We start from the raw sequence: 25069 nt of genomic DNA on the forward strand, positions 1-25069 counted from the left end.
TCCATGTTTGCGACGGAGGCTTTCCGGTGCATCATGGGTGGATGGCGCATGGGGGTTGGCAGGCGGAGATGGCGGAGACCGGGATCGACGATCCGGTCCAGCGGCTCGTCCGGCGCCTGGGCAAGCGCTATGCGGGGCGGATCACCGGGACCGCGGTGCTGCCGGAGCGGCCCGCCCGGCTGCTGCCGCTGCCGGAGGAACTCGATCCGCGTCTCGCCACCGCGCTCCGCGCGCGCGGCGTCGCGCAGCTCTACAGTCATCAGCGCGAGGCCTGGGACGCGGTGACCGCCGGCCGGCACACGGTGGTGGTCACGCCCACCGCCTCGGGCAAGACGCTCTGCTACAACCTGCCGGTGCTCCAGGCGGCACTGAAGGATCGTGCGAAGGCCCTGTACCTGTTCCCGACCAAGGCCCTGTCCCAGGACCAGGTCGCGGAATTGATGGAGCTGAACGAGGCCGGTGGCCTCGGGATCCGGGCCTTCACCTTCGACGGCGACACGCCCGGCGACGCGCGCAAGGCGGTCCGCACCAAGGGCGACATCGTGGTCTCGAACCCGGACATGCTGCACCAGGGCGTGCTGCCGCATCACACCAAGTGGGCGCAGTTCTTCGAGAACCTGCGCTACGTGGTGATCGACGAGATGCACAGCTACCGCGGCGTGTTCGGCTCGCACGTCGCGAACGTGCTGCGTCGCCTGCGCCGCGTCTGCCGGTTCTACGGCTCGGACCCGGTCTTCGTCCTCAGCTCCGCAACCATCGCGAACCCGGCGGAGCTGGCGCAGGGCCTGATCGGAGAAGGCGTGACCGCCATCACCGAGAGCGGCGCACCCGCCGGCGCGCGCCACCTGCTGCTGTGGAACCCGCCGGTGGTGAACGCCGATCTCGGCATCCGCGCATCGGCCCGTTCGCAGGCGACACGCATCGCCCGGATGGCGGTGAAGAGCGGCCTGAAGACCATCGTGTTCGCGCAGTCGCGGCTGATGGTCGAGGTGCTGACCAAGTACCTGAAGGATGTCTTCGACGCCGATCCGCGCAGGCCCGCGCGTGTGGCCGCCTACCGCGGGGGCTACCTGCCCGGCCAGCGGCGCGAGACCGAGAGGGCCCTGCGCGCCGGCAACGTCGACTGCGTGATCGCGACCTCGGCGCTGGAGCTGGGCGTGGACATCGGCAGCCTGGATGTCTGCGTGCTCAACGGCTATCCGGGCACGATCGCCGCGACCTGGCAACGCCTCGGCCGGGCGGGACGCCGCCAGCGCCCGTCATTGGGCGTGCTGGTCGCGACCAGCCAGCCGCTGGACCAGTACATCATCCGCAACCCGGACTTCTTCCTCGGGAGTTCGCCGGAGCACGCGCGCATCGATCCGGACCAGCTGCTGATCCTGCTCGACCACGTGCGCTGCGCGGCCTTCGAGCTGCCGTTCCGCAGGGGCGACCACTTCGGGAAGGAGAACCTCGAGGAGCTGCTCGGCTACCTCGAGGAACACGGCGTACTGCACCGGGAGGCCGACACCTGGCACTGGACCGAGGACAGCTACCCGGCCCAGAGCGTCAGCCTGCGCTCGGTGGCCGAGGGCAACTTCGTGGTAGTGGACACCACCGGGGGACGCAAGGACATCATCGCCGAGGTCGACTACTCCAGCGCCGCCGAGACGCTGTACGAGGGCGCGATCTACATGGTGCAGGCGCAGACCTGGCAGGTGGAGCGGCTGGACTGGACCGGGCGCAAGGCCTTCGTGACCCGGACCGAGGTCGACTACTACACCGACGCGATCGACTACACCCGCCTGAAGATCCTCGACCGTTTCGAGCACCGCCGGGAGGGAGGCACCGAGACCGCGCACGGCGAGGTGCACCTGGTCCGGCGCATCCCCGGCTACAAGAAGATCCGCTACTACAGTCACGAGAACATCGGCTACGGCAACATCGACCTGCCGGATCAGGAGATGCACACCACGGCCGCCTGGTGGCAGGTCGCGCCGGAGGTCCTTGCGGAGTGCTTCCCGAACCGCCAGCAGGCCCTGGACGGTTTCCTCGGTGCCGCCTACGCGATGCACCACGTGGCCGCGCTGATCGCGATGTCCGAGCCGCAGGACATCGGCCGCGCGGTGGGCGACGGCGACGCCCGCTGGTTCGCGACCGTCGGTACAGACGGGCGCGGGCAGATGCGCAGCCTGGATGGCGGCGAACAGGACCCCGAGCGCGAGACCCGCTTTCGCCCCGCGGTCTTCCTGTACGACAACTACCCCGGCGGCGTGGGCCTGGCCGCTCCGCTGTACGACCAGCGCGTCCGGGTTGTCGACGGCGCGGTGCAACTGATCCGCGACTGCGGCTGTCGCCACGGCTGCCCCGCCTGCATCGGACCGATCCTCGCCTCCGACGAGGTGCGCGGCTTCTCGCCGAAGGCGGCGGCACTGACGGTGCTCGCCCAGTTCCACAGCGATGGCCCTGAAGCACCGGCTTGACGCGCTGCGCCGCCAGGCCGGCGTGAACTCCGATTCGCCGGACGCCGGTGCCGGTGGCGCCCCGTCCCTTTTGGCAGCGCCTGGCGTGGCGGATGTACCTGGGACACCGGGCTGCAGAGAGGACCTGCGTTCGCGGCTGCGGCGCCTCGGCGGCCGTGCGTCCGAGGCCCCTGCGGGCTGTGCTTCCGTCGATTCGGGCGCCCCCGGGCGGGTTGCAAGCCCGGCTTCCGGTCGACGATGCGGAGCCACGGCTCCCTCGGCCGCCGGGCTTGCGGAACGGCTGGGAGGGGAGGTGGTCGCGGAGCACGTGGTCCTGGTCGAGACCGTGCTGCCCCTGGATACGCGCCACGGGCGCCGGCGTCTCGCCGACGCGCTGGAACCGCTTTGGCCCCTGGCAGCCCCCTCCCCAACCCCTCCCCCGCAAGCGGGGGAAGGGCCGGGGATGAGGGTCCTCGCCATCGACACCGAAACCACCGGGCTCGCGGGCGGTACCGGCACCGCGGCCTTCATGATCGGGATCGCCGCGGCGGAGCCGGACGGCGTGCGGCTCCGCCAGTGGGTGCTGACCGCGTTCGCGGGGGAGGCGGCAATGCTCGAGGCGCTGGCCTCGAGCCTGGCCGCTGCCGACCTGATGGTCAGCTACAACGGGAAGACCTTCGATCTGCCGCTGCTGCGCGATCGCCGACGGCTCCAGCGTGGTCCGGCCTTGCCGGAGCCTCCTCACCTCGATCTTCTGCATCCGACCCGCCGCCTGTTCCGCAGGGCCTGGCCGGACTGCCGGCTGGCCACCTCGGAGCGGCGGCTGCTGGGGCTGGTGCGCGAGGACGACCTGCCCGGCTCGGAGGCGCCCCGCGCCTGGCGCGACTACCTCGCCGGTGCGCCTTCCGATGAGCTCGCGGGGGTGCTGCGCCATAACGCCCTTGACGTGCTGAGCCTGCTGGCGCTTGGCCCCGCCCTGGCCCGATCGCTGCATGAGCCGACGTCCTGCGGCGCCGATGCGTGCGCTGCGGCCGCAATCTGGGCGCGTTGCGGAGAGCGCGGCCATGCACTCTCCGTGCTCGAGGCGGCGCGGGAACGGCTGGACACCCGGGGAGCCCTCGAGCTGGCGCGGACGCTGCGCGGAGCCGGGAGAGTGGCCGAGGCGGCGGCGATCTGGGAGCGGCTCGCCGCCGCTGGCAGCCGCGAGGCCGCCGAGCGCCTGGCGAAGTACCACGAGCACGTGCGCCGTGACTGGACCCGTGCCCTGGATTACGCCCGGCTCCTGGACCAGGGTCCGGAGGCACGTCACCGCCGCAGGAGACTGAAGCGGCGTCTGGCGGCGGGGCAGGGGCGCCTGGATCTGTAGCCGGATTACGCTGATGGCCGCGCCGGATCCGCGTGCTCCGGGATGCCATCCGTGGCCATGATCGTTGCGTAGCCGCACCTCATCCCGTTGCGGTTCCGATGGAAATCTCAGCGACTTGAGGCTAGTCTTGCTGTTAGGCGGCCAAGGGATTTGCCAGAGTGCCTCATGGATGAACCGGTTTCCATGGACGGGATCAACACAGGATGGCGGTATTTCATTCATGGAAAAGCGGCAGAACACGCGCCTCCCGGTGAGGCTGTCCGGCCAGCTCTGTCTCGATGACGGGTGCCAGCACGACACCGAGACGCAGGACATCGGGCTTTGTGGTGCATTCCTCGACCGCGTCCGCCTCGGGGGCGTGGGTCACGGTTGCGTACTCACGCTCTTCGGTGGTGAGGAGGACGTCTTCTCCGTCACCATCGACGTGCGGGTAGTCCATGAAAACGAGTTTGGCTCCGGCGTCGAATTCCAGTCGCTGGACCGCAGGGACTTCGAGCTTCTGGAATCCCTCCTGGAGGCGCGCGCACCCGCCCCCGCGCAGATCCGGCGCGAACTGAAGCAAAGGCGTTTTCCGGACCTGAAGAACTGGATGCTGTCGAGTTCCGGATAACGAGCATCGCGATCCGCGTCACCCCGAAGGAAGCCGGCGCAAGCGCCCTGTGAAGCGCGGCTTGCCGCCACTTTGAAAGCGGGTTCTAGCGGGTGGAAGCAAGCCCCGCACTCGATGGCGCGAACGGTTCGCGGGAGACCGCCGACCGGCCCGGCCAGTGCGCCCTCGTTGCCGCAGGACCCCGCACGCGGGCGGTGCAGCCACTGCACTCCAATGGTTCGAGGCCGTGCACTTCGATGGTGCGCATGCGTGTCCTGCGGACAGCGTGCCCGCCGCTTGGGCTGCTCAAGCCTCTGAATTGCCGTGGCGGGATGATCTGGCAAGGCAATTGCTTGTGCTTCTGCAGGCAGGGGGGTGCGTGCTCCAGCGAGGCGCGAATCTCCGGATCCGAAAAGACAGCACCAATGGGCGACTAGGGTTCCGGTCCGCACAGGCGGGCGTCTGGTCCGAGAGTGGCCGACCTCCCCGGGTTCACCGGCTGGGGTTACACGGCGGGACAAAAGCCCGGGAGACATGCGTTTGCGGATGCTCTCCCGTGCCCTGTTTCGAAACCGGTAACCACAATGGGGATTTCCAATGAACCCGTTCCAGAGAGTCTTCTTTCGCCTCCCTCTGCGCCTCGTGCTGCTTGGCGTGCTGCTCGCGGCCGTGGCGGCCGCGGGCACGGCTCAGGCCCAGCAGAAGGACAGCTTCCGCATTGCCTGGAGCATCTACGTAGGCTGGATGCCCTGGGGCTTCGGCGCCGATTCGGGCATCGTGGACAAGTGGGCGGACAAGTACGACATCGACATCGAGATCGTTCAGATCAACGACTACATCGAGTCGATCAACCTGTACACCGCCGGTGCCTTCGACGGCGTGAGCGTGACCAACATGGATGCCCTGACCATTCCCGCGGCGGGTGGCGTGGACAGCACCGCACTGATCGTCGGCGACTTTTCCGACGGCAACGACGGGCTGATCCTGAAGGATACCGACCGGCTCGAGGACGTTGAGGGCAGGAACGTGCATCTGGTCGAACTCTCCGTGTCGCACTACCTGCTCGCCCGGGCGCTGGATTCCGTTGGCATGACCGAGCGTGACGTGCGCGTGGTGAATACCTCGGACGCGGACATCGTCGGCACCTTCGGGTCCCGCGACGTGGATGCGGTCGTTACCTGGAATCCGCAGCTGGGCGAGATCCGTGCCCGCGACGACGCCCACGTGGTCTTTGATTCCAGCCAGATCCCCGGCGAGGTCATGGACCTGATGGTGGTCAACACCGCGGTGCTGGAGGCCAATCCGAAGCTCGGCAAGGCGCTGACCGGCGCCTGGTACGAGATCATGGACGTGATGCGGGGCGACGACGAGGCGGGCCGGGCGGCCCGCGCGGCGATGGGCGAGGCCGGCGGCACCGACCTGGCCGGCTACGAGGCGCAGCTCGCTTCCACCCGCATGTTCTACGACGCGGCGGACGCAGTGGACTTTGTCACCGGCCCGGAGCCGGAGGAGACGATGGAGAAGGTGCGCCAGTTCGCCTTCGAGCACGGGCTGCTCGGCGAGCGCGCACCCAGCCCGGACTTCGTCGGCATCGAGTTCAGCGATGGCTCCATCCTGGGCAGCCCCGACAACGTGCGCTTCCGCTTCAACGCGGAGTACATGCGCATGGCCGCGGACGGCGAGCTCTGACGGCATTGCGCCAGATCTGATGTGTGCCGCGGCTCGCTATGCCAGAAAAGCGAGGCTGGATTCTCACGGTAACGCAGGTTCATCGCCCGCTCCACCGGCACCGCCATTGTGAAACGCCTGATCAACCAGCACCCGCCGCGCACGATCGGCTACCTGCTCGGGCTGTTGCCGTTCGCGTTGCTGCTGCTGGCCTATGTGGCGGCATCGGCGGCACGGCTCGCGGAGAACCCGGACGATCCGCTGCTGCCGTCTCTCGGCATGATGCTCGAGACCTTCTGGCGGCTCGCGACGGAGCCCAGCCGCCGGACCGGGGAGCTGGTGCTGTGGGTGGACACGGCGGCGAGCCTGACCCGGCTTGCCCTCGGGGTGGGCATCAGCATGCTGATGGGCCTCGTGGTCGGCATCCTGGCCGGCCTGATTCCCTATGCCGGCCGCGCGCTGTCGCCGCTGATCACCGCGGTCGCGATGATCCCGCCCCTGGCGGTGCTGCCGATCCTGTTCATCACCTTCGGGGTCGGCGAACTGGCCAAGGTGGTGCTGATCGTGTTCGGCATCGCTCCGTTCATCATCCGCGACGTGCAGCAGCGGGTCGAGGAGCTGCCGACGGAGCAGCTGATCAAGGCGCAGACACTGGGCGCGTCGACCTGGCTGGTGGTGGTGCGCGTGGTGCTGCCGCAGGTCTTTCCGCGCCTGCTCGACGCGACCCGCCTGGCGCTCGGCGCAGCCTGGCTGTTTCTGATCGCGTCCGAGGCGATCGCCGCCACGGAGGGCCTCGGGTACCGCATCTTTCTGGTGCGCCGTTTCATGGATATGGCCACCATCCTGCCGTACGTGGTGTGGATCACGCTGCTCGCCTTCCTGTTCGATCTGCTGCTGCGCCTCGCCAACCGGTGGCTGTTCCCGTGGTACGGAGGGCGGCGGCGATGACGGCACGGGCTGAAACCGAGGCCGCGCAGGGCGTGTTCCGGGCGTCCCCTGACCCTTGGAAGCATCAGGCATGCAGATGATCGTTACCCTCAGGAACGTCTGGAAGACCTACGGGCGCGACGTGGTGCTGGAGCGCTTGAACCTGGAGGTCCGGACCGGCGAGTTCATCACCATTGTCGGCGCCTCGGGCTGCGGCAAGACCACGTTCCTGCGCATGCTGCTGGGCGAAGAAACCCCGAGCCGCGGCGAGCTGCTGCTGGAGGGTGCGCCGATGCCCGCCGAGCCGGGGCCCGACCGCGGCGTGGTGTTCCAGAAATACTCTGTCTTCCCGCACCTGAATGCGCTGGACAACGTGCTGGTGGCCGAGGAGTTCGGCCGTGCCCGGTTCACCGGCCGTCTCTTCGGTGGGGTCCGTCGCAGGGCCCGCGCAAAGGCCCTCGAGATGCTGGAGGCGGTCGGGCTTACGCATGCGCTGAAGAAATACCCGCACGAGCTCTCCGGGGGCATGCAGCAGCGGCTCGCGATCGCGCAGGCGCTGATGAAGAATCCGAAGATTCTGTTGCTGGACGAGCCCTTCGGGGCGCTGGACCCGGGCATCCGCGGGGATATGCATGCGCTGATTCTGGATCTGTGGCGACGCCGGCGGCTGACCATCTTCATGGTTACCCACGACCTGAAGGAGGGCTTCTATCTGGGCACGCGCCTGCTGGTCTTCGACAAGGTCCGCCACGATCCGCATGCCCCGAACGCCTATGGGGCGAACATCACCTACGACATCCCCGTGGGCCGGATCGAGCCGGAGTTGTTCGAGGAAATCCGGGACCAGACCGGACTCCCGGTGGCCGCCGAGGTGGTTTCCCGTGGGTAGGGTGGGCAAAGCGAAGCGTGCCCACCACGGACCGCGGCGGCCCGCGGCCGCGATGCGGTCCCGAGTGGGAGATATCGCGGCTGGAAGCCGCTCCCACGAGATACGCGGCGGGCGAACCGGACCGCAAGGCGGCGCGCCCCGGCGAATCCCGCTCCCCATTCCCCACTACTTCCGTGAACACTGAGGAGGACTGACGATGAGCAATCCGGAGGCGACCCCGGGGACGGTGGTGCACCGGGATGCGGTTCCCGGTGGCCGCTACTGGTCGATGGTGATCCGGCGAGGTTTTACGCTGCGGCTCGTGGACCGCGACGGCGGGGCCAACGTGTCGATGCTGCTTTACAACCCCCGGAACCTGCTTGAGCGCTACAACATGGCCGACACGCTGAAGGGCCAGCATACGTCGCGTCTGACGCGTGGCAACATGCTGTATTCGGACATGGGTCGGGTGATGCTGTCCATCGCCGAGGACACCGCCGGCTGGCACGACACCATCGGCGGCATCACCCGCGACGCGGACATCGCGCGCAAGTACGGCGAGCATCGCTATCAGGAGTACGGGAACGACTTCTATCGCAGCGGGCGCGAACTGTTCCTGGTCGAACTGGCCAAGTGGGGGCTGGGCAGGCAGGACCTGGTCGCCAACCTGAATCTCTTCAGCAAGGTCTACGCCGGCGCGGACGGGGTGCTGCACTTCGATCCCGGGAACAGCGGGCCGGGTGATCATGTTGACCTGCGCGCGGAGATGGACACCCTGGTGGTGCTGAACACCGCGCCGCACCCGATGGACCCGGCGCCCGACTACGCGCCCGGCCCGGTCGACCTGGCCATCTACCGGTCGCCGCCGGTGCTGGAAGACGACTGCTGCGTGAACCTGCGCCCGGAGAACGCACGCGCCTTTGCGAACACCGCGATCTACAACTGCCAGGGGTGAGGACATGAGTGGAATCAATCTTGTGGAGAGCCCGCTGGATCCGGCCGACGCGGTGTACCGGGAGGTCGTTCCGGCCGGCGAGCCCTGGCTGCACGCATTGCGCAGGGGCCAGACCCTGCGCATCCTCGATCTCGAGGGCAATCAGGCGGTGGATACGCTGTTCTACAGCCTGGAACACCCCACCGTGGAGCGCTACAGCGCGATCGACACCGTGCAGGCGCAGGGTAACGTGTATCTGACTACCGGCACGCAGCTGATGTCGAACGCGGGCAATGTGATGCTGACCATCACTGCCGACACCTGCGGCCGCCACGACACCCTGGGTGGCGCCTGCGCGGCGGAGTCCAATCAGGTGCGCTACGGCCTCGAGAAGAAGCCGATGCACTCCTGCCGCGACAACTTCCTGCGGGCGCTCGCCGAGAGTGACCATGGCCTCGGCAAGCGTGATCTCGCCAGCAACATCAACTTCTTCATGAACGTGCCCCTGACCCCGGAGGGCGGGTTGACCTTCGAGGACGGCATCTCCGATGCCGGCAAGTACGTGGAGCTGTGCGCCGAGATGGACGTGCTGGTGCTGGTGTCCAATTGCCCGCAGCTGAACAACCCCTGCAATGCCTACAACCCGACGCCAGTGGAGATGATCGTCTGGGATCCCGTGTAGCAAAGAACGGGGACAGATTCATAAATCTGCCCCCTCGGGGCCGGGGCCGGGGCGGGGGGCGAGGGCAGAGGCTTGATACACCGGGGACGGCCCCGGTGGTGCGTGTTCACCGCGGGACGGCCCGCGGACCCTGGGGCCGGAGGTCCCGCCGGGAGCGGAACCGAGATGTTCGAGAAGGTACTGATCGCGAATCGCGGGGCCATCGCCTGCCGGATCATCCGCACGCTGAAGCGGATGGGTGTCGGCTCGGTGGCGGTGTATTCCGAGGCCGACCGCCACTCGCTGCACGTGCGCGAGGCCGACGAGGCGGTGCTGATCGGCCCGCCATCGGCGGGAGATTCCTATCTCGACGGCGACCGCATTCTCCGTGCGGCCCGCGATGCAGGCGCCGGAGCAATCCACCCGGGCTACGGCTTCCTGTCCGAGAACGCGGGCTTCGCGGAGGCCTGCGAGGCGGCAGGCATTGCCTTTGCCGGACCCACCGCGGAACAGATCCGCGACTTCGGACTCAAGCATCGCGCCCGCGCGCTCGCCCGCGAGGCGGGGCTCCCGATGCTTCCGGGCACCGGGCTGCTGGAGGGCCCGGAAGCGGCGCTGGCGGAGGCGCGCCGGACCGGTTTCCCGGTGATGCTGAAGAGCACCGCCGGGGGCGGCGGCATCGGCATGCAGCTCTGTCACGACGAGTCCGGCCTGCGGGAGGCCTGGGACTCGGTGCAGCGGCTCGCGAAGAACAACTTCGCGGACACCGGCGTGTTCCTCGAGAAATACGTCGAGCAGGCGCGCCACGTCGAGGTGCAGATCTTCGGCGACGGCCTGGGCGGGGTGATCGCACTCGGCGATCGCGACTGTTCCCTGCAGCGGCGCAACCAGAAGGTGGTCGAGGAGGCGCCGGCGCCCAACCTGCCGGGAACGGTGCGCGCCCGCCTGCTCGCGGACGCCGAGGCCCTGGGCCGGGAAGTGCGCTACCGCAGTGCCGGGACCGTGGAGTACCTCTACGATGCCGACACGGGCGAGCATTACTTCCTGGAAGTGAACACGCGGCTGCAGGTGGAGCACGGCGTGACCGAGATGGTCACCGGCATCGACCTGGTCGAGTGGATGGTGCTCGCAGCGGCGAACGAGCTTCCGCCAATCGAGACGCTGCGTCCCGGCCGGGCGCACGGACACGCGATCCAGGCGCGGGTTTACGCGGAAGATCCCGGCAAGGACTTCCAGCCCGCGGCCGGACTGCTGACCGAGGTGCGTTTCCCTGCGCAGGCGCGCGTGGATACCTGGGTCGAACGCGGCAGCGAGATTCCGCCGTACTACGATCCGATGATCGCGAAGATCATCGTGCACGCGCAGGACCGGGACGCGGCCCGCGCGGGGCTCCAGGAGGCGCTGGCGGCGACCGACCTGCAGGGGCTCGAGACCAATCTGCGTTACCTGCGCCACGTCGCGGAGCACCCGGTGTTCCAGCGCGGCGACCAGACCACGCGCACGCTGGCCGGGATGGAGTACCGGGCCGACGGCATCGACGTGCTCGAGGCCGGCACGCAGACGATGCTGCAGGACTGGCCAGGCCGTGTCGGCTACTGGGATATCGGCGTGCCCCCCTCGGGACCGATGGACGGCCTCGCGTTCCGGCTCGGCAACCGTCTCCTCGGCAACCCGGAGGGCGCGGCCGGTCTCGAGCTCACCGTCAACGGCCCGACCCTGCGCTTCAACGCCGACACCGTGATCGCGCTGACCGGCGCCCCGATGACCGCGCGCCTCGACGGCCAGCCCGTGTCCTACTGGGCGGCAGTGCCGGTGAAGCGCGGACAGGTGCTGGAGCTGGGTGGTATCCATGGTGCCGGCGTGCGCAGCTATCTGCTGGTGCGGGGCGGGCTGGCGGCCCCGCTGGTGATGGGAAGCCGCGCGACCTTCGCCCTCGGGCGGATCGGCGGTCACGGCGGTCGTGTGCTGCGGCCCGGCGACGTGCTGCACCTCGGCGCCGAGACGGTGGGGGATACCGGCTTCCTGCCGGCGGAGTCGGCGCCGCAGTACCGGCATCACTGGCGCCTGCGCGTCCTCTACGGACCGCACGCGGCCCCCGACTTCTTCACGCCGGGCGACATCGAGACCTTCTTCGACACGGACTGGGAGGTGCACTACAACTCCAGCCGCACCGGTGTGCGCCTGATCGGTCCGCGGCCGCAGTGGGCGCGGGCCGACGGCGGCGAGGCCGGGCTGCATCCATCGAACATTCACGACAATGCCTACGCGATCGGCACCGTCGACTTCACCGGCGACATGCCGGTCATCCTCGGGCCGGACGGCCCGAGCCTGGGCGGGTTCGTCTGTCCCGCGACGGTGATCGAGGCGGACCTGTGGAAGCTTGGACAGCTGCGTCCCGGCGATACATTGCGTTTCGAGGCGGTGGAACTGGATGCCGCCCGTCGGCTGGCCGCGGAACTGGACGCAGCCGTGTGCAACCTGGCCGCACTCCCCGCGGCGGAGACGGCGCCCGCCATTGCGCCGCAGGAGGTCGCCACGCGCAGCGCCGTGGTCCGCGAGCGGCTGGGAGATGACCATCCGGTTGCCGTCGCCTACCGCCCGGCCGGGGACCGCTATCTCCTGGTCGAGTACGGGCCGATCGTACTGGATCTCGCGCTGCGCTTTCGCGTGCAGGCCCTGCTGGACTGGCTGGCCGAGCAGCGGATACCCGGCATCCGCGAGATGACGCCGGGTGTGCGCAGCCTGCAGATCCACTACGAGCCCCGACAACTGCCGCTGGAACGCCTGCTGGGGCTGCTGGAACAGGCGGAGACCGAACTCAGGGACCTGTCCGAGGCCGAGATGCCCTCGCGCATCGTGCACCTGCCGCTGGCCTGGGACGACAGCCAGACCCAGTTGGCCACGCGCAAGTACATGCAGTCGGTGCGCCCCGATGCGCCCTGGTGTCCACGCAACATCGAGTTCATTCGGCGCATCAACGGCCTGGACAGCGAGGACGAGGTCAAGCGCATCGTCTATGACGCCTCCTACCTGGTGATGGGCCTCGGCGACGTCTACCTGTCCGCGCCACTCGCGACCCCAGTGGATCCGCGCCACCGGCTGGTCACGACCAAGTACAACCCGGCGCGCACCTGGACGCCAGAGAACGCGGTCGGCATCGGCGGCGCCTACATGTGCATCTACGGCATGGAAGGGCCGGGCGGGTACCAGTTCGTCGGGCGGACGCTGCCGATCTGGAACCGCTACCGGAAGACCCCGGAGTTCGAGCGGCCCTGGCTGCTGCGCTTCTTCGACCAGATCCGCTACTTCGAGGTCTCCGAGGCGGAGCTGCTGGAGATGCGCGAGGCCTTCCCGCGCGGCGGGCTGCGCCTGGAGATCGAGGAGACCCGTTTCTCGCTGGCCGCTTACAACCGGTTTCTCGACGGGAACCGGGACAGCATCGAAGGCTTCCGGCACCGGCAGCGCTCGGCCTTCGAGGCCGAGCGCCGGCGCTGGGCCGAGGCCGGCCAGGCCGTTTTCGTGGCAGAGCCCGATGCACCGGTTGCGGGTTCCGACGACCTCGAACTGGCCGGGGGCGAGCAGGCGGTCACCGGTCACGTGGCCGGCAGCGTCTGGGCGCTGGAGGTGAAGGAGGGCGACCGGGTGGAGACCGGCCAGACGCTGCTGGTGCTGGAATCGATGAAGATGGAGATCCCGGTGACCGCGCGCAGCGCCGGCACCGTGGTCCGGGTGCTCTGTCGCGAGGGGGCTTCAGTGACTCCCGGGCAGGCATTGCTGGTGCTTCGTGCTGAGGGTTGAGTTGGGGGGCGGTGACACCCGCGGGGCGGCGCCGGCAGCGGTGCGCCGCGTCCGGACACGCTCAAGCCATCCCTGGGCGCTCGACGGTGGCCATCCATGGCCGCCGACGGTCCAGCTCCCGTCCACCCCCGCCAGTGCCCCGACCGAAGGGGGTTCGCATGGCTTTACAGGGCGCAAGGGTGGGGGAGGCTGCGGACCCTTGTCCGCCGCTCGGGAGTAATCGTTCGTGAAGTCGTTGATGACCTCCAATGGCACTGCATGACGGTTGACGCTGCGCTTTTCCGGCCTGCCGCGTGCATTCGTGATCACCGATGCGGTTGCCATCGCTTCGACGGTTCGCGAAGGGTCGCTCGACGATACCGTGACGCTCGAAGGTGGAGTGGGGGCTCCAATAGCCGGGTGACGGCCGCATGGAGGCGGCCGTCAAGCCTACATGGATGTATTCACGGCGTTCCGGCGATGGGAATCCGCACTCCGCCTGCCGCCATCGGGCGGCGAAGGCAGGAATTTACGTTGGAGAACGAGATGATGGCCAACATGACGATCGAGGGCTTGCTGGACGATTACCGCGCGGGCAGACGGACGGTGCGGGAGGTGATTGCCGAGGCGTTGGCGGAGATTCGCCGGGAGGACCCGCGGAACGTGTGGATCACCGTGCCGGACGATGTGGCGCTTGAGCCCTATCTCGCACGGCTGGAGGGTGTGGATCCGGCCACGCTGCCGCTTTACGGAGTGCCCTTCGCGCTCAAGGACAACATCGACCTCGCCGGGGTGCGGACCACCGCCGGGTGTGCGGAATACGCCTATGTTCCGGAGCATTCCGCCTTCGTGGTGCAGCGCCTGGTCGACGCCGGGGCGGTGCCCCTGGGCAAGACCAATCTCGATCAGTTCGCGACCGGGCTGGTCGGTGCCCGGTCGCCGTACGGACCCTGCGGTAACGCCTTCGACCCGGAATACATCTCTGGCGGTTCCAGCGCCGGTTCCGCGGTCGCGGTGGCGCTGGGTCAGGTCAGCTTCTCGCTGGGGACGGATACCGCCGGTTCCGGCCGCGTGCCTGCAGGGTTCAACAACCTCATTGGCGTGAAGCCCACGCGCGGGCTGCTCAGCGCCTCCGGCGTCGTGCCGGCGTGCCGTACGCTGGACACGGTATCGATCTTCGCGCTGGACGCGGCCGACGCGAGCCGGGTGCTCGAGATCGTGGCCGAATATGACTCCGAGGACCCGTATGCGCGGCCCGACCAGGTCCCGCAGCTCGGCCTGGCCGGCATCCCGGAGAACGGCTTCCGCTTCGGCGTGCCGATGGCCGGGCAACTGGAGTTCTTCGGCGACCAGGACTACGCCTCGCTGTTCGGCGAGGCGGTGGCACGACTGCGTTCGCTGGGCGGCGAGGCGGTGGAGATCGACTTCGCGCCCTTTCTCGAGGCGGCCCGACTGCTGTACGAGGGTCCCTGGGTGGCGGAACGCTATGCGGCGATCCGCTCGTTCTTCGATGCGCGGCCGGAAGCACTCTTCGATGTCACCCGCGGGATCATCGGCGGCGGTCGCGATCCTCGGGCGGTGGACGCCTTCGAGGCGCAGTACCGGCTGCAGGCGCTGCGTCGCCAGACCGAGGCCGTCTGGGATTCCGTGGACCTGGTCCTGACGCCGACGGCTGGCACGCTTCCCAGCATTGCCGGGGTGCAGGCCGAGCCGGTGCGGGTGAACAGCGACCTCGGCTACTACACCAATTTCATGAACCTGCTGGATCTCTGCGCCGTGGCGGTGCCGTCGGGCTTCCGTGCGGATGCCCTGCCCTTCGGCGTGACCCTGTTCGCGCCCGCATTCCGCGACCGGGAGCTGCTGCCGATCGCGGATCGCCTCCAGCGCGCCGCGGGTCTGCCGCTCGGCGCGACCGGCCGCCCACAGCACGACCGCCCGCCACTGACTCCAGACGGGCGTCATCACATCCCGGTCGCGGTCTGTGGCGCGCATATGAGCGGCCTGCCGTTGAATCGCCAGCTCACGCAACGCCGTGCACGGCTGCTGCGGGCGACCCGCACCGCTCCCGAGTACCGCTTCTACGCCCTCCCCGGTGGCCCCCCGGAACGGCCCGGGCTGGTCCGGGACGACACGGGTGGTGGCGCGGCGATCGAGGTGGAGGTGTGGATGGTGCCGGCCGATGGGTTCGGGTCCTTCGTCGCGGGGATTCCGGCCCCGCTGGGCATCGGCCGCGTGCGGCTGGAGGATGGAACGGACGTGCCGGGGTTCCTGTGCGAGACCGCCGCAACGCGAAACGCGGTCGAGATCACCCGTCTGGGTTCGTGGCGTCGCTACCTCGCGTCCCCGGGCTGAGCCGGCCCGTGGTCTCCGTCGGGGGCGACGCGGGGTTACCGCAGGAAGACGCGCTCGGGTTCTGGCACCGAGGCGTTGACGCCGGGGACCGCACCGCGGACCCTGTAGTCATGGAAACCACTGACATGGCCAGCCAGCCCGAGTCCCGGTGATGATCGCAATCGCGTTTGCAAGGCGCGGTGCCCGGGCCCTGGCAGGCCGAATCCGGTCACCGATCCCGTGTGCGGCCGTTTCGCACTGAGGTCCTCCACGGCTGAGGCGGCCGGCCGGGTGCTCGGCCTGCCGCCGCTGCCGGACTGGATCGCTTCGCACTTCAATATCCCGCCGGGTACCGAGGTTCCGGTGATTGTTTCCGGCGCGTCGGGTGCGCTCGAGTGGGGGCGTGCGGAATGGGGCTTCCGGCCGCGCTGGGCGCAATCGGATGCACCCAAGCCGATCAACGCGCGTGCGGAGACCGTCGCCACCAGCAAGTATTTTCGTGAAGCCTTCGCGCATCGGCGCTGCCTGGTGCCGGCTGACGGCTGGTACGAATGGCAGGCGACAGACGGACGCAAGCAGCCGTGGCTGGTTGCGCCGGGCGAAGAGCAGGAGTCCGGGGTACTGTTTCTGGCGGGCATCTGGGAGCCCTCGGCGGAGGACGCGATCTGCTGCGCGATCGTCACGGAGCCGGCCCGTCCGCCACTGGATCGGATTCATCACCGCCAGCCGCTTGCGCTGGACCCCGGCTGTCTCGAGGACTGGCTGAACCCGGAACTCGTCGATCGCGACGCCATTCGCTCGGCGGTGCGCCGGCTGCCCACAGCACGGCTGCAGGCCCACCCGGTATCGAGCGAGGTCAATCGGCCTGAGAACGACCACGCGGGCCTGCTGGAACCGGTCGGCGACGGTACGCAGGGATAAGGGGGCGGCTGTTGCGTTCAGGTTTTGCGACCGGCCAGCGCCTCGCTGACCTCGAGCATCTTCGCCAGTGAGTCCGTATCGGCCAGGCGGTGGTCGTGGCCCACCTCGATCAGGGCCTCGTCCGGCAGACCGCTGTTCCGGATCAGCTCTTCGGACTCTGCGAAGGGGATCACCTCGTCCCCGCGCGAATGCAGTATCCGGGTTCGCTCGGGTACCCGCGTGGCCGTGCCCCAGAGTTTCCAGGCGGGACAGAGCAATACCAGGGGCGTGTCGCCAGCGGTGATGTTCATCGCGACCGCGCCGCCGCGCGAGGAGCCCACCACGACGTCCGGGCGATACCGGTCGAACTCGGCCTGCGCGGTGGCCAGCGCCCGCGCGAAGTCCTCGTGGTCGAGCCGGGGGTTGATCACCTCGTGGCCGTGCTCTTCGAGGTAGGTCGGCTTCAGGCCGCCGGGGATTGACTGCCAGCCGTGCAGGTACAGGATCTTCATCGGGATTGAGGTCGGCTTATGTGCCCGTGCGAGTGGCAAGCGGCCCTCTGCGGATCGCGGCCGGCCAAGCGGCGGATGCGCTTGTTGCCGGGTGGCCGGGTCGCGGCCGGGCCGAAGAAGGCGGGAATCGTGAAGTGGTCGGAGTGAAAGGATTCGAACCTTCGACCCCTGCCTCCCGAAGGCAGTGCTCTACCAAGCTGAGCTACACTCCGCACCGAGCGCGATATTCTGCACCGAAAACGCCGACCTGTCCACGCCTGGCGGTGTTGTCGGGGGCAGCACATTGTCGGCGACAGAATTAAATCCTGTCCCCCTGGTGGCGACCGCGGTTTGGCGGGGACAGGTTTTGCATCTGTGCCCCGGGGCATCCCCGGGGGCACAGGGGCCCCGTGCCTGGCCGCGTCAGTACTCGCGTTCCACGGCGAAGCGGGCGAGTTCGGTCAGGGCATCGCGATGCGGCGACGGGGACAGGCACTGGATCGCGGCGATCGCCTGCTGGGCCTCCCGTTCGGCCTGCCTGCGCGCGTGCTCGAGGGCCTGCGTACGCCGGATCACGGCCAGCACCTCTTCGACCTGGTCACGCCCGCCGGTCTCGATCGCGTTCCGGATCAGTGCCCGTTCCCCGGCCTCTCCCTTCTGCATCGCGTGGATCAGCGGCAGCGTGGGCTTGCCTTCGGCGAGGTCGTCGCCCATGCGCTTGCCGGTCGTGTCGCTGTTCGAGGAGTAGTCGAGGACATCGTCGATCAGCTGGAAGGCCGTGCCGAGGTGCATCCCGTAGTGCGCCAGCGCGAGTTCCTCGTCCGCGGACCTCTGGCCCAGGATGGCCCCGAGCTGGCAGGCCGCCTCGAAGAGCTTGGCGGTCTTCGAGCGGATGACCTCCATGTAGCGCGCCTCTTCCACGTCGGGATCGTGGCAGTTCATCAGCTGCATCACCTCGCCCTCCGCGATCACGTTCGTCGCGTGCGCGAGGATCTCCATTACCCGCATCGAACCCACGTCGACCATCATCTCGAAGGCCCGGGAGTACAGGAAATCGCCCACCAGCACCGCCGCTTCGTTGCCGAACAGGTGATTCGCGGTCTCCTGGCCCCGGCGCAGTTCCGAGGCGTCCACCACGTCGTCGTGCAGCAGGGTGGCGGTGTGGATGAACTCGACCACGGCAGCCAGCGTGACATGATCCTCGCCCCGGTAGCCGCAGGCGCGGGCGGTGAGCACCGCCAGCATCGGCCGCAGCCGCTTGCCGCCGCTGCGGACGATGTATTCGCTGAGCTGGTTGATCAGCACGACCGGTGAGGACAGCCGGTCGCGTATGCAGGCGTCGACCGCCTGCATGTCCTCTTCGGCCAGGTTCCGGATCGCGCGGGTGATCATGACGACGCACGCGAGGCGGGAGACCGGGGACCGGTCGCGAGGCACCATGCCCGTTCCCTGCGCCCATCCCTCTGCCATGGGCGGGAGGGGGCGATTTCGTGCGCGCTGGGCGCGATTTTCGCGTTGATGGGCATTGCTCGCAGGCCGGATGCCGAGAGGTGGGCGCAAGCATGCTAGAAACGGGCGGGTGGGGTGTCAAGAAACGCCGCGCGGCGGCTCCCCGGCGGATGCGCGCCCTGCCGCGCCGCCGGGACAGCGGGCGCCCCCGCACATTGACCGGCCGCGGATCCGTTGCTAGTATTCCCGCCCTTTCGCGAGAGTCACAGCGCCAACGGAGTCTGAAGGATCATGTACGCGATCATCGCAACGGGTGGGAAACAGTACCGGGTGGCCGAAGGCGACCTGCTTCGAGTCGAGAAGCTCGAGGCGGAGGTCGGTTCGGACATCGATTTCGACCAGGTCCTGCTGGTTGGTGAAGGTGACGACGTCCGGGTAGGCGCTCCGCTCGTGGAGGGCGGCAAGGTCACGGCCACCGTGGAGTCCCACGGGCGCGGAGACAAGGTCCGGATCATCAAGTTCCGCCGGCGCAAGCACCATCGCAAGCAGATGGGCCATCGCCAGTACTACACGGCCGTGCGCATCACGGGCATCGCCGGGTAAGGAGAGAGAGAAACATGGCACACAAGAAGGCAGGCGGCAGCACACGAAACGGCCGCGATTCCGAGAGCAAACGCCTGGGCGTGAAGCGCTTTGGCGGTCAGAAGGTCCGTGCGGGCAGCATCCTCGTGCGCCAGCGCGGCACCCAATACCACCCGGGCGAAAACGTCGGCTGCGGCAAGGATCACACCCTGTTCGCAATGGCCGACGGCGAGGTGATGTTCAGGACCGGCGGACCGCGCAACCGCCGCTATGTGAGCGTGCAGCCGCTGTAACGGACGCCATCGGCAGCCCGGTTCCGAAAAGCCCCGATCGTCGGGGCTTTTTTGGTTGGAGCCGAGACAGGGAGGAGACGATCGTGAAGTTCATCGACGAGGCGACGATCACCGTCAAGGCCGGTGATGGCGGCAATGGCTGCGTCAGTTTCCGTCGCGAGAAGTTCATCCCCTTCGGCGGCCCCGACGGCGGTGATGGCGGTGACGGCGGCTGTGTCTGGCTGGTCGGCGACGAGGGGCTGAACACGCTGGCGGACTTCCGCTTCCAGCGCCGCTTCGAGGCCGAGCGCGGGGAGAACGGGCATGGCCGGAACCGCACCGGGCGGTCGGGTTCGGATCTCGACGTTCCGGTGCCGGTCGGCACACAGGTCTTCGAGGCGGATACCGGAGAGCTGATCGGGGACGTGATTCGCGCCGGGCAGCGACTGCTGGTGGCGCAGGGCGGCTTCCACGGCCTCGGCAACGCCCGCTACAAGAGTTCGACCAACCGTGCGCCGCGCGAGAGCAAGCCCGGCACACCGGGGGACCTGCGCACGCTGAAGCTCGAACTGAAGGTGCTCGCCGACGTGGGCCTGCTGGGTCTGCCGAATGCCGGCAAGTCGACCCTGCTGCGACAGGTCTCCGCGGCCCGGCCGAAGGTCGCCGACTACCCGTTCACCACGCTGCACCCCCAGCTCGGCGTGGTGCGGGTGGGACCCAACCAGAGCTTCGTGATGGCGGACATCCCCGGCCTGATCGAGGGCGCGTCGGAGGGCGCCGGTCTCGGGATCCGCTTCCTGAAGCACCTTGCGCGCACCCGGCTGCTGCTCCACCTGGTCGATGTCGCGCCGCCGGATCCCGATGCCGACCCCCTCGCCGCCATCGACACCGTGGTCGCGGAGCTGGAGCAGTACAGCGTCGAGCTGGCGCATCTGCCGCGCTGGCTGGTGCTGAACAAGACGGACCTCCTCGAGAAGGAGGGTCTCGCCGCGTTGCAGGCGCGGGCCGCGCGCCAGTTGCCCGGGGGGCAACCCGTCTTCGCGATCTCCGCCGCGACCGGCGCGGGCGTCGATGCGCTGATGCAGGCGGTGATGCGCGACATCGAAGAGCGCGAGGTAAGGGCGGCCGGCGACGCGGAGGCGACCGGAGAGGGCGAGCGCGGTGCGTAAGGGCTTCCCGCGACCCCGCCGGGTCGTGATCAAGATCGGCAGCGCGCTGATCACGGCAGAGGGTGCCGGTCTGGATCGTCCGGCGCTGACCGGCTGGGCACGCGAGATTGCCGAGTTGCGCCAGCGTGGCACCGAGGTCGTGCTGGTCTCCAGCGGAGCGGTGGCCGAGGGCATGCATCGGCTCGGAATGCAGGAGCGCCCGCGCGCGCTGCACCTGCTGCAGGCGGCCGCGGCGGTGGGCCAGATGGGGCTCGTGCAGGCCTACGAACGGGAATTCGCCAGCCATGGGCTGCACGCGGCGCAGATCCTCCTGACCCACGACGACCTCGCCGACCGCCCCCGCTACCTCAACGCGCGCAGCACCATGCAGGCACTGCTGGCGCTGGGCACCATCCCGGTGGTGAACGAGAATGACACGGTGTCGAATGACGAGATCCGTCTGGGCGACAATGACACGCTGGCCGCGCTGGTCGCGAACCTGGTGGTGGCGGACCTGCTGCTGATCCTTACCGACCAGGCGGGCCTCTTTGACCGCGACCCCCGCCTCGACCCGAACGGGCGCCTGATCTCCGAGGCCAAGGCCTCGGATCCGGCCCTGCACGGCTACGTGTCGGCGCGTTTCGGGCGTGTGGGGCGCGGCGGCATGGCGACGAAGCTCTTCGCCGCCGAACGCGCGGCCCGTTCCGGGACGCACACCGTGATTGCCTACGGCCGGCAGCCCAGGGTGATCGCGCGGGCGGTCTCCGGCGAGGGGCTGGGGACCTGGCTGCAGCCCGATCGCGAGCCAATGGCCGCCCGCAAGCGCTGGATCGCGGACCAGCTGCACTCGCGCGGCGAGCTGGAACTCGACGCCGGGGCCGCGCGAGTGCTGCGCGAGTCGGGTCGCAGCCTGCTGCCGGTGGGCGTGGTGGACGTCCGCGGCGGCTTCCGGCGCGGGGAGGTGGTGACCTGCGTCGACCCGGACGGGGTGGCGATCGCGCGGGGGCTGTGCAACTACGGGAGCGACGAGGTGCGACGGATCCGCGGCCTGAGGGCCGAGGCCATCGAGTCCGTGCTCGGCTATGTCGCCGAACCCGAGCTGATTCACCGCGACAACATGGTGCTGCTCTGAGCAAGCGCGCCGGTCGCCTCAGGGGGTCTGGAGTGCGGGAGCTTGCTCCCGCTTTGGTTCGCGGAAGCTCGCTTCCGCGGCAGGGGGCAAGCCCCCTGCGGGAAAGCGGCGGCGAGCCACCGCACTCCATAGAAAAAGCCTGCCGGGGATCCGACAGGCTTTTTCTGTTTCGGGGCTGCGCGGTCGCCCGCGCGGGCAGGCCTCAGGCCTGGCCCATCTTCCGGATGCGGGCGTTCAGGCGGCTCTTGTGGCGTGCGGCCTTGTTGCGGTGAATCAGGCCCTTGCCGACGGTCGAATCGATCACCGGAACCGCGTTGCGGTATGCGCTGTTCGCGGCTTCCTGGTCGCCGTTGCGGATCGCCTTCAGCACCATCTTCATCGAGGTGCGGAAGCGCGAGCGGAGCGCCATGTTGTGGGCGCGATTCTTGACGGCCTGTCGGGCGCGCTTGCGGGCTGATGCGATGTTCGCCAAGGCGGGTTCCTCTTGAATACCGTGTGAAGCGTCGGAAAGGGCGTGGAAACTACACGGAACCGGATCACGCGTCAAGCGCGGGCGCCGCTTGACCACCCCTCGCCGGCAAGCGGAGAGGGCGTGCCACAGTGCCTCCTCCCCAGGCGCGGGAGGAGGCAACACACCCCTCTATCGCTCGCGGGACGAATCCGCGGGGAGCTCACGGGACGGCAAGGATTGAAACGGGGGGCTCGCGCGTCCCGTATCCTACGCAGGCCTTGAGGGCCGTCACCGGGACCGCGGTAGTGGACCCTTCCGTGTTCCGGGCCGAATTCCACAGACAGGAGAGCAACATGAATCGCACTGGCAATCCCGGCTTTTCCATGACTTCGTTCGGCACGCTGGCGCTGATGGGCATGGCACTGATCGCCGCGCTGATGCTGGCGGCGCCGAAGGCGGTCGGGGCTGCGGAGGCGCGCGTGGTCTACCATGCGGACTTCGCCGATCCGCGGCGCTTCTCGTCGATGCTGACGAGCATCAACAACATGGTGATGCACTACGACAACGAGTTCATGGACTATGACGTCCGCATCGTGTTCGTCGCCCACGGGATCCGCTTCGTCACGGACGATGCGCTGGCCGGTACGCCCTTCGAGGAAGACGAACGCCTCCGCGAGGAACGCGACACGCTGCGTGGCCGCCTGCTGTCACTGAACAACCTGCACAACGTCAGGCTGGAGCTGTGCGAAGTCACCCGCGAGGCGATCCGGCTGTCCGCCGACGAGGTCTACGATGCGGTGGAATTCGTCCCGTCCGGGGTGGTCCGCATCGCGGAACTGCAGAACGACGAGGACTTCGCCTACATCAAGGTCGAATAGCCGGCCGTCAGTCTGCCGGCGCCGCTTCGCACCCCAGGCGTTACTCCGGGCATCCGGCCCTCCGCCCTTCGGTTCTGCCTTCGGCGGTTCGAAATCCGCTCCCGGCGGATTTGTCCCGCGAGCGGGGGCGGGAGGTCCTCACTGTCAGGGGTGGCGAAGTGCCAGGGCGGTTAGCGTGCAAGTCGTGCGCCGACGAGCTACTGCCTTCGAGGCCGGCCCCTGGCTGGACGGCCTGCGGTCTGTTGCGCCGGGTTGGCGCTATGGAGTGCGGCGGCTTGCCGCCGCTTTGCCTCGCAGGAGGCTCGCCTCCTGCCGCGGAAGCAAGCCGCCGCACTCCATGCGACGTGTGCGCTTTCATCGGGAGGGGTGGCACATCGCGCCAAGGCGGTTAGCGCGGAAGTCGCGCGCCGTGCGCTCCGGATTCCATCGCGCGGTGCGGGCCCCACTTCGCCATTCCTGCCTTGTACCCTACACTTTGCGGTTTCCGGGGATACGGGCCGGCCGTGAATCGCATCTTCCGCTCCACCGCCATCGTCAGCGGCATGACCCTGATCTCAAGGGTGCTCGGCTATCTGCGCGACATGGTGCTGGCGGTGACCTTCGGCGCCGGCGCCAATACCGACGCCTTCTTCGTCGCCTTCCGGATCCCGAACTTCTTCCGTCGCCTGTTTGCCGAGGGGGCATTCTCCCAGGCCTTCGTGCCGGTCTTCGCGGAATACCGGGAGAAGCACGGACGCGTGGCGCTGCGCGACCTGCTGGATCACACCGCGGGCACGATGCTTGCGGTGCTGACGCTGGTGACCGTCCTCGGAGTCCTGGCCGCACCCTGGCTGATCTGGGTCTTCGCGCCCGGTCTTGCGCAGGCTGGGGGGCGCCAGGACCTCGCGGCGCAGATGCTGCGCATCACCTTTCCCTATCTGCTGTTCATCTCCCTGACGGCGATGGCGGCGGGGATCCTGAACAGCATCGGGCGCTTTGCGGTGCCGGCCTTCACGCCGGTGTTTCTGAACCTTGCGCTGATCGCGGCGGCGCTGTGGGTCGCGCCGCTGTTTCCGGAGCCGATCGTGGCACTCGCCTGGGGGGTGTTCGCGGCGGGAATCCTGCAGCTGGCCTTCCAGGTCCCGTTCCTGGTGCGGGCGGGACTGCTGCCCAGGCCCCGCCTGCGCCGGGCGCATGCCGGGGTGCGCAAGATCGTACGCCTGATGCTTCCGGCGATCCTCGGGACCTCGGTGGTGCAGATCAACCTGCTGGTCGACACCCTGATCGCATCCTTCCTGGTTGCGGGCTCGATCTCCTGGCTCTACTTCGGGGATCGTTTCGTCGAGCTGCCGCTGGCGCTGTTCGGGATCGCGATCGCCACCGTGATCCTGCCGCGACTGTCCGGGGAGCACTCGCGTGCCGACCAGGCCGCCTTTGGCCGAACCCTCGACTGGGCCCTGCGCCTCTCGCTGCTGGTGGCCCTGCCGGCCGCCGCCGGCCTGATCGTGCTCGCGGTGCCAATCCTCGCGACGCTGATCCAGTACAACGCCTTCACCGGGAATGACACCCGCATGGCCGCGATGGCGCTGGCGGCCTACGGTATCGGGCTGCCCGCCTTCATCCTGATCAAGGTGCTGGCGCCCGGATTCTTCGCGCGTCAGGACACGAAGACGCCGGTGAAGATCGCGGTGATCGCGATGCTCGCGAACATGGTCCTGAACCTGCTGTTCGTGCTGCCCTGGTACGTGTCCGGCGTGCCCGGCGCCCATGCCGGCCTGGCGCTCGCGACCTCGGCGTCGGCCTACCTCAATGCCGGCCTCCTCTACCGTGGCCTGCGCCGGGAGGGCATCTATCAGCCGGGTCCGCCGCTGCCGCAGTTCCGGGTCGGCCTGTGGTCGGCGCTGGCGGTGATGATCGCGCTGCTCATGCTGCTGGCACCGGAGTGGGACCAGTGGTCGGAATGGGCGGCAAGGCAGCGCGCGCCCGTGCTGTTCGGACTGATCGCCGCGGGTGCGGGGGCCTTCCTCGCGACCCTGTGGCTCGCCGGCCTGCGCCCGCGCCAGTTTCTGCTTCGGGACACGTCCTGACGCCGCGGCGGGGTGGTGGGCCCGCTGCGCTTGGCCCACCCTGCGGTGCCGGGTGTCCGTGAGGCTTCGCCGGCTGGGCGGATCCTCCAACGGGTAGGGTGGGCAAAACGAAGTGTGCCCACCGCAGATCGCCGCGGC

General features: G+C 68.8%; 20 protein-coding genes, 1 tRNA gene and 1 riboswitch. Of the genes, 17 read left to right on the forward strand and 4 right to left on the reverse strand.

The annotated features are described in order from the left end of the window. Positions 1-68 precede the first annotated feature (68 nt). The 11 genes from ACESMN_RS04140 (at position 69) to ACESMN_RS04190 (ending at position 16483) form a co-directional block, all read left to right on the forward strand. Positions 69-2462, forward strand: coding sequence for a DEAD/DEAH box helicase (locus tag ACESMN_RS04140; protein WP_373052342.1), 2394 nt, complete (start codon positions 69-71; stop codon positions 2460-2462). Positions 2463-2904: 442 nt separating this feature from the next. Next, complete coding sequence (locus ACESMN_RS04145) at positions 2905-3807, forward strand: ribonuclease H-like domain-containing protein (RefSeq protein WP_373052322.1); 903 nt, start codon at positions 2905-2907, stop codon at positions 3805-3807. A gap of 220 nt (positions 3808-4027) precedes the next feature. Continuing rightward, on the forward strand, positions 4028-4417 hold the full coding sequence (locus ACESMN_RS04150; RefSeq protein ID WP_373052323.1) for a PilZ domain-containing protein: 390 nt from the start codon (positions 4028-4030) through the stop codon (positions 4415-4417). A gap of 401 nt (positions 4418-4818) precedes the next feature. Further along, positions 4819-4930: riboswitch (guanidine-I (ykkC/yxkD leader) on the forward strand. A gap of 63 nt (positions 4931-4993) precedes the next feature. Beyond that, entirely contained in the window at positions 4994-6085 is a 1092-nt protein-coding gene (locus ACESMN_RS04155; RefSeq protein ID WP_373052324.1) for a putative urea ABC transporter substrate-binding protein, read from the forward strand. 108 nt (positions 6086-6193) lie between these two features. Further along, entirely contained in the window at positions 6194-7012 is an 819-nt protein-coding gene (locus ACESMN_RS04160) for an ABC transporter permease (protein WP_373052325.1), read from the forward strand. Between the two features lie 70 nt (positions 7013-7082). Further along, positions 7083-7880 (forward strand): ABC transporter ATP-binding protein, encoded by a 798-nt coding sequence (locus ACESMN_RS04165; RefSeq protein ID WP_373052326.1) that lies wholly within the window; start codon positions 7083-7085, stop codon positions 7878-7880. A gap of 196 nt (positions 7881-8076) precedes the next feature. After that, entirely contained in the window at positions 8077-8814 is a 738-nt protein-coding gene (locus tag ACESMN_RS04170; RefSeq protein ID WP_373052327.1) for an urea amidolyase associated protein UAAP1, read from the forward strand. A 13-nt stretch (positions 8815-8827) separates the two neighbouring features. Beyond that, positions 8828-9475, forward strand: a complete 648-nt coding sequence (locus tag ACESMN_RS04175) for an urea amidolyase associated protein UAAP2 (RefSeq protein WP_373052343.1) — start codon at positions 8828-8830, stop codon at positions 9473-9475. Between the two features lie 165 nt (positions 9476-9640). Beyond that, positions 9641-13252: an urea carboxylase gene (gene uca, locus ACESMN_RS04180; protein WP_373052328.1), complete on the forward strand. Its 3612-nt coding sequence runs from the start codon at positions 9641-9643 to the stop codon at positions 13250-13252. A gap of 513 nt (positions 13253-13765) precedes the next feature. Beyond that, positions 13766-15583 (forward strand): allophanate hydrolase, encoded by a 1818-nt coding sequence (gene atzF, locus ACESMN_RS04185; protein ID WP_373052329.1) that lies wholly within the window; start codon positions 13766-13768, stop codon positions 15581-15583. A 219-nt stretch (positions 15584-15802) separates the two neighbouring features. Further along, positions 15803-16483 (forward strand): SOS response-associated peptidase, encoded by a 681-nt coding sequence (locus ACESMN_RS04190; protein ID WP_373052330.1) that lies wholly within the window; start codon positions 15803-15805, stop codon positions 16481-16483. A gap of 17 nt (positions 16484-16500) precedes the next feature. Here the strand turns inward: ACESMN_RS04190 and ACESMN_RS04195 are convergent, their stop codons facing one another. The 3 genes from ACESMN_RS04195 to ispB form a co-directional block, all read right to left on the reverse strand. Further along, positions 16501-16974, reverse strand: coding sequence for an alpha/beta fold hydrolase (locus ACESMN_RS04195; RefSeq protein WP_373052331.1), 474 nt, complete (start codon positions 16972-16974; stop codon positions 16501-16503). A 135-nt stretch (positions 16975-17109) separates the two neighbouring features. Then, a tRNA-Pro gene (locus ACESMN_RS04200) sits at positions 17110-17186 on the reverse strand. A gap of 190 nt (positions 17187-17376) precedes the next feature. Continuing rightward, on the reverse strand, positions 17377-18345 hold the full coding sequence (gene ispB, locus ACESMN_RS04205; RefSeq protein WP_373052332.1) for an octaprenyl diphosphate synthase: 969 nt from the start codon (positions 18343-18345) through the stop codon (positions 17377-17379). A gap of 348 nt (positions 18346-18693) precedes the next feature. Between ispB and rplU the strand changes: the two genes are divergently transcribed. From rplU to proB, 4 genes are all read left to right on the forward strand, one after another. Next, the gene (gene rplU, locus ACESMN_RS04210; protein ID WP_373052333.1) at positions 18694-19005 is read left to right on the forward strand and encodes a 50S ribosomal protein L21; all 312 of its coding nucleotides are present in this window, start codon (positions 18694-18696) and stop codon (positions 19003-19005) included. Positions 19006-19019: 14 nt separating this feature from the next. Further along, entirely contained in the window at positions 19020-19277 is a 258-nt protein-coding gene (rpmA, locus tag ACESMN_RS04215; protein WP_373052334.1) for a 50S ribosomal protein L27, read from the forward strand. 83 nt (positions 19278-19360) lie between these two features. Beyond that, positions 19361-20425, forward strand: a complete 1065-nt coding sequence (cgtA, locus tag ACESMN_RS04220) for an Obg family GTPase CgtA (protein WP_373052335.1) — start codon at positions 19361-19363, stop codon at positions 20423-20425. Beyond that, positions 20418-21536 (forward strand): glutamate 5-kinase, encoded by a 1119-nt coding sequence (gene proB / locus ACESMN_RS04225; RefSeq protein WP_373052336.1) that lies wholly within the window; start codon positions 20418-20420, stop codon positions 21534-21536. The genes cgtA and proB overlap by 8 nt, the downstream gene beginning before the upstream one ends. A gap of 202 nt (positions 21537-21738) precedes the next feature. Here proB and rpsT read toward each other — a convergent pair whose 3' ends face one another. Beyond that, positions 21739-22008, reverse strand: a complete 270-nt coding sequence (rpsT, locus tag ACESMN_RS04230; RefSeq protein WP_373052337.1) for a 30S ribosomal protein S20 — start codon at positions 22006-22008, stop codon at positions 21739-21741. A gap of 389 nt (positions 22009-22397) precedes the next feature. Here rpsT and ACESMN_RS04235 point away from each other — a divergent pair, with 389 nt between their 5' ends. Together ACESMN_RS04235 and murJ are read left to right on the forward strand one after the other, a co-directional pair. Beyond that, a complete protein-coding gene (locus ACESMN_RS04235; RefSeq protein ID WP_373052344.1) occupies positions 22398-22865 on the forward strand; it encodes a DsrE family protein in 468 nt (155 codons plus the stop codon). A gap of 503 nt (positions 22866-23368) precedes the next feature. Beyond that, a complete protein-coding gene (gene murJ / locus ACESMN_RS04240) occupies positions 23369-24931 on the forward strand; it encodes a murein biosynthesis integral membrane protein MurJ (protein ID WP_373052338.1) in 1563 nt (520 codons plus the stop codon). The last annotated feature ends 138 nt before the right edge of the window (positions 24932-25069 follow it).

This window comes from Thioalkalivibrio sp. (genome assembly GCF_041690275.1).
Classification (GTDB): domain Bacteria; phylum Pseudomonadota; class Gammaproteobacteria; order Ectothiorhodospirales; family Ectothiorhodospiraceae; genus Thioalkalivibrio.

Excerpts from the sequence above, each read along its gene's own strand:
- ACESMN_RS04140 (WP_373052342.1), top strand. The coding sequence starts at position 69 with ATGGCGGAGACCGGGATCGACGATCCGGTCCAGCGGCTCGTCCGGCGC.
- ACESMN_RS04145 (WP_373052322.1), top strand. The coding sequence starts at position 2,905 with ATGAGGGTCCTCGCCATCGACACCGAAACCACCGGGCTCGCGGGCGGT.
- ACESMN_RS04150 (WP_373052323.1), top strand. The coding sequence starts at position 4,028 with ATGGAAAAGCGGCAGAACACGCGCCTCCCGGTGAGGCTGTCCGGCCAG.
- ACESMN_RS04155 (WP_373052324.1), top strand. The coding sequence starts at position 4,994 with ATGAACCCGTTCCAGAGAGTCTTCTTTCGCCTCCCTCTGCGCCTCGTG.
- ACESMN_RS04165 (WP_373052326.1), top strand. The coding sequence starts at position 7,083 with ATGCAGATGATCGTTACCCTCAGGAACGTCTGGAAGACCTACGGGCGC.
- ACESMN_RS04170 (WP_373052327.1), top strand. The coding sequence starts at position 8,077 with ATGAGCAATCCGGAGGCGACCCCGGGGACGGTGGTGCACCGGGATGCG.
- uca (WP_373052328.1), top strand. The coding sequence starts at position 9,641 with ATGTTCGAGAAGGTACTGATCGCGAATCGCGGGGCCATCGCCTGCCGG.
- ACESMN_RS04195 (WP_373052331.1), bottom strand. The coding sequence starts at position 16,974 with ATGAAGATCCTGTACCTGCACGGCTGGCAGTCAATCCCCGGCGGCCTG.
- ispB (WP_373052332.1), bottom strand. The coding sequence starts at position 18,345 with ATGATCACCCGCGCGATCCGGAACCTGGCCGAAGAGGACATGCAGGCG.
- rplU (WP_373052333.1), top strand. The coding sequence starts at position 18,694 with ATGTACGCGATCATCGCAACGGGTGGGAAACAGTACCGGGTGGCCGAA.
- rpmA (WP_373052334.1), top strand. The coding sequence starts at position 19,020 with ATGGCACACAAGAAGGCAGGCGGCAGCACACGAAACGGCCGCGATTCC.
- ACESMN_RS04235 (WP_373052344.1), top strand. The coding sequence starts at position 22,398 with ATGGGCATGGCACTGATCGCCGCGCTGATGCTGGCGGCGCCGAAGGCG.